General features: G+C 63.0%; 3 protein-coding genes. All 3 read left to right on the forward strand.

What is annotated here, in order from left to right; translation table 11 throughout:
- Nucleotides 1-750: 750 nt before the first annotated feature.
- Nucleotides 751-1,854: an AI-2E family transporter gene (locus WCA53_RS18685; RefSeq protein WP_423913879.1), complete on the forward strand. Its 1,104-nt coding sequence runs from the start codon at nucleotides 751-753 to the stop codon at nucleotides 1,852-1,854.
- Nucleotides 1,855-1,902: 48 nt separating this feature from the next.
- On the forward strand, nucleotides 1,903-3,429 hold the full coding sequence (locus WCA53_RS18690) for a TolC family protein (protein WP_423913882.1): 1,527 nt from the start codon (nucleotides 1,903-1,905) through the stop codon (nucleotides 3,427-3,429).
- Nucleotides 3,422-3,948, forward strand: a 527-nt coding sequence (locus tag WCA53_RS18695) for an HlyD family secretion protein (protein WP_423913884.1), incomplete at its 3' end; no start/stop codon positions are given. The genes WCA53_RS18690 and WCA53_RS18695, both read left to right, overlap by 8 nt.

The following is a 3,948-nucleotide window of genomic DNA, read 5'->3' on the forward strand; positions in this document are numbered from 1 at the left end:
GCCAGCAACCGCCAGGTGGCGCCTCCGCCGTCGTACGACAGGCCTCAGGAGGTTCTTGGGTGGGTTTCCGCGGCGCCGACAGCAACGCGAGCAGCACCATCAATCAGTGCCTGTAAGTCTGAAAACACCGTGAATCTACTCTCGCTGACGGGGGGGGGCGGGCGAGGGCACTGCGGTAAACAAAACAAAAAGACCAAGGCCGTGACCTACATGAAAATGGCCGAGATTCAGGCTGGCTTGGGCATCTGCCTATATCAGACTACAGACAAAGGCCTGGCGCTGAAGGGACGAAGTACTACAAGGACGACGACCTGAACTGAGCTTGTACGCACAGCGATAATCCGGCGCGTTCGATGTGCAGATGGTGACTTCGCCGGTGAATTTCACGAGGAGCTTTCCATGTCAGGACTGCGCGAACGGGCTGGACATGGCGTGCTGCCTTTACCCGTCGGTCAATACGGCAACATTGCTGGTATTTCGCGGGCACCGACACAAGACACTTTTCAGGTTTAAGCATAAGCGGAAGATGCGTCGAAGTTTCAAGCGCTACCTCATGTTCGGCTTTCGTGAGCGCTGTCCCGCGTTCATGTAGATATGCATTTGAGGGGGATGTGCTTCGCCTAGGAAATGCTGGCGCGCTGAGCCGGTCCCGGCTCGAACGGTGCATCGTCGCCTCGCGCCGGCTTGACGCGTTTGACTGTTAAGTTTGGCATCCAGCTCCGCTGGCGCCAACCTGCAAGGAGACAACTGATGTTGCCGATGCAAACTTCCGAAAAGGCGCTGTCGCGCGGGCTGCTCGATGTCCTGATCCGCGCGGGGTTGATAGCGGTTCTCGCGATTTCCTGCTTCCAGATCTTCTTCCCGTTTCTCAACCTGATGGTCTGGTCCCTGATCTTGGCGATCACCCTCTATCCCCTGCAGGTCAAACTCCGCGACGGGGTGCTCAGGAAGGACGGCTATGCGGCGACGCTGATCGTTCTGGTTGCCTTCATCATCGTTCTTGTGCCGACCTGGCTGCTGGGCAGCGCGATGGCCGACTCGCTGGATAATGCGGTGGCCATCGCGAAGAGCGGCAGCTTCCAGATTCCACCGCCGGCAGAGTCGGTGGCGGCCTGGCCGCTGGTGGGCAAGCGGCTGTACGATTTTTGGCTGCAGGCTGCCACCGATCTGACCGGTCTCGCGCTGAAGTTCACTCCACAGTTGAAGGATATCGGCGTCGTGCTGCTGGGAACGGTCGCGAGCCTCGGTTCGGGGCTGGTGGTCTTCTTCGTTGCCTTGATCGTCGCTGGCATCTTCATGGCTTTTGGGGAGGAGGGGAGCCGCAGCGCAGTGCAGATCGCTTCGCGCGTCTCGGGCCCGGAAAACGGCCCGAAGATCGCAGAATTGTGCACCGCCACCATCCGCGCGGTCGCGCAAGGCGTGGTCGGCATCGCGTTCATTCAGATGCTGCTGGTAGGCGTTGGTTTTGTTGTGATGGGTATTCCCGGTGCTGGCCTGCTGGCGCTCGGGGTGCTGTTGCTAGGAATCATGCAACTGCCAGCCACGCTGATCACCATCCCGGTGATCGCTTTCGTGATTGCTACCAAAGGGGTAGGCGCGGCGACGATCATCTTCTCGATCTACGTCTTTGTGGCAGGACTGGCGGATAACGTGCTCAAGCCCTTGCTGCTGGGTCGCGGCGTCGACGTGCCGATGCCGGTGGTGCTGATCGGCGCGCTGGGTGGCATGGTCACCGGTGGCGTGATTGGCCTGTTTATTGGTCCGGTGGTGCTTGCGGTCGGCTATCAACTGTTCTGGCGATGGGTGGAGGACCGGCCGAAAGCCGAGCTGCCGCAAGACCAACAGCAGCCTTGATGCCACGAGGGCCGCCCCGTGCCGCGCCTAGCCCGTTCCGAGTACCTTGTGCTGATCGGCGCAGTGTGCCTGGGGGGCTGCATCCAGCTGGGGCCCGACTTTCATCCCCAGCGCGAGGCGTGGACCGAACACTGGAGCAGCCCGGCTATCGAGCAGGCCACCCGCCAGGGGGCGCAACCCGACGCCCGGCAATGGTGGCAGGTATTCGCGGATCAGAATCTCGAGCGTCTGATCGCTGAGGCAGACGCCCAGAATGGTGACCTGAAGATCGCTGGCCTACGCGTGATGGAGGCCCGAGCCCAGTTGGGGATTGCCCTGAGCGGGCGCTATCCGCAAGTGCAGCAGATCGACGGCGACGTTCTGTACGGCGATGAAAGGCACTCCGGCGGAAGCCACCCCCACTATGGCGGCTTCCTGCAATACAGCACGGGCTTTAGCGTAGGCTGGGAACTCGATTTCTGGGGGCGTTTCAGCCGCGCGATCGAGTCGGCCGATGCCGCGTTTTTTGCCGCCAGAGCCAACCATGACGATGTGCTGGTGCTGCTGCACGCCCAGGTGGCCAACACCTACTACGCCCTGCGCACAGCCGAAGCGCGCCTGCGCATCGCGCGCGACAACGCCAAACTGCAAAAGCGCAGCTATGAGATCACCGAGCGTCTGTTCAGGAGCGGCGAAACCGATGAGCTGGATCTGCAACAGGCGAAGACGCAGTACCTGGGTACGCTCGCCACCATCCCCGATTTCGAGAATCAGATCATGGTTTCTCGCCATGCGCTGTCCGTCCTGATCGGCCGCCCGCCTGGCCCGCTGCCCGAACTGGACGAACAGCCGGGCAAGGAAGGCATGATCCCGCTCGTCGACCGTGCGGTGCTGCAGGACGTACCCGCCAACCTGCTGCTGCGCCGTCCCGACGTTCGCGCCGCCGAACTGCAGGTTGCTGCCCAATCGGCGCTAATCGGCGTGGCCGAGGCCGATCTCTACCCTTCGGTGACCCTTCTGGGGAGCCTCACCTGGACCGCCAGTTCGGTGGCGGGCGCGCCCGCCACTTTGGCGCTCGTCGGCGGTCCCAGCGTGAGTTGGAACGTGTTCGACTATGGCAAGATCAGGAACAACGTGCGCGTACAGGACGCGCGTCTGCAACAACTGATCGTTGCGTATCAGAATACCGTACGGGAGGCTGCGCGCGAGGCCGACGATGCCGCCACGGGCCTCGCCACGGCACTCGAGCGCGAGAGTATCCTGCGCGACGCAGAACTCGCCGCGCTGCGCTCGCTGACGCTTGCCAACACCATCTATCGCGAGGGCTACTCGGACTTCCAGCGGGTACTGGATGCCCAGCGTGCGCTCTCCGCGCAACAGGATGCTTATGTGGTGAACCGCGGCAATGCCGTGTCCAATCTGATTACCCTTTACGCGGCCGTCGGCGGCGGTTGGCACAGCGGGGAGCCGCTCGTCGACGCCGCCACGCGCGAACAGATGGAGCAACGCACCAACTGGGGCGATCTGCTGAAAGAGCCGGAGCCGCCGTCCGTGACGACACGCCACGCGTTGCCAGAGGGCAGGCCCAATGAGTGAGACCCTGAAACCTCCTGCCACGCCGCCGGAGCCGCCAGCGGCCGCCGCCGACCCGGCCGGCAAGGGTGTCAAATGGGTCGCCGCGGTGATCGGTGTGAGCCTTGTCTGGTACCTGCTGGCCGACCGGTTCACGCCATACACCCAACAGGCGCGAGTGCAGGCCTTCGTTGTGGCGGTGGCCCCGGAAGTGTCGGGGCGGGTGATCCGGGTGCTCGTGCATGACAATCAGGAAGTGACGCCTGGCGCCGTCCTGTTCGAAGTGGATCCGCTGCAGTATCAGATCGCCCTTGACCGCGCGCGTGCCGACCTCGAATCGACACGGCGTCAGATAGGCGCGAGCACCGCAGGCATCGATTCCGCGCAGGCATCGTTGCGCGCTGCCATCGCGAACGAGGTCAAGGCGCGTCAGGATAGCGATCGTCTCGAAAGGCTGTACCGCGAAGACGAGGGAACTGTTTCGCTGCGCCGCCTCGAGGTGGCCCGCGCAACCCACGAACAAGCCGTCAGTCAGGTCACCGC

Source organism: Caballeronia sp., assembly GCF_049581465.1.
Lineage (GTDB): Bacteria > Pseudomonadota > Gammaproteobacteria > Burkholderiales > Burkholderiaceae > Caballeronia.

Excerpts from the sequence above, each read along its gene's own strand:
- WCA53_RS18685 (WP_423913879.1), top strand. The coding sequence starts at position 751 with ATGTTGCCGATGCAAACTTCCGAAAAGGCGCTGTCGCGCGGGCTGCTC.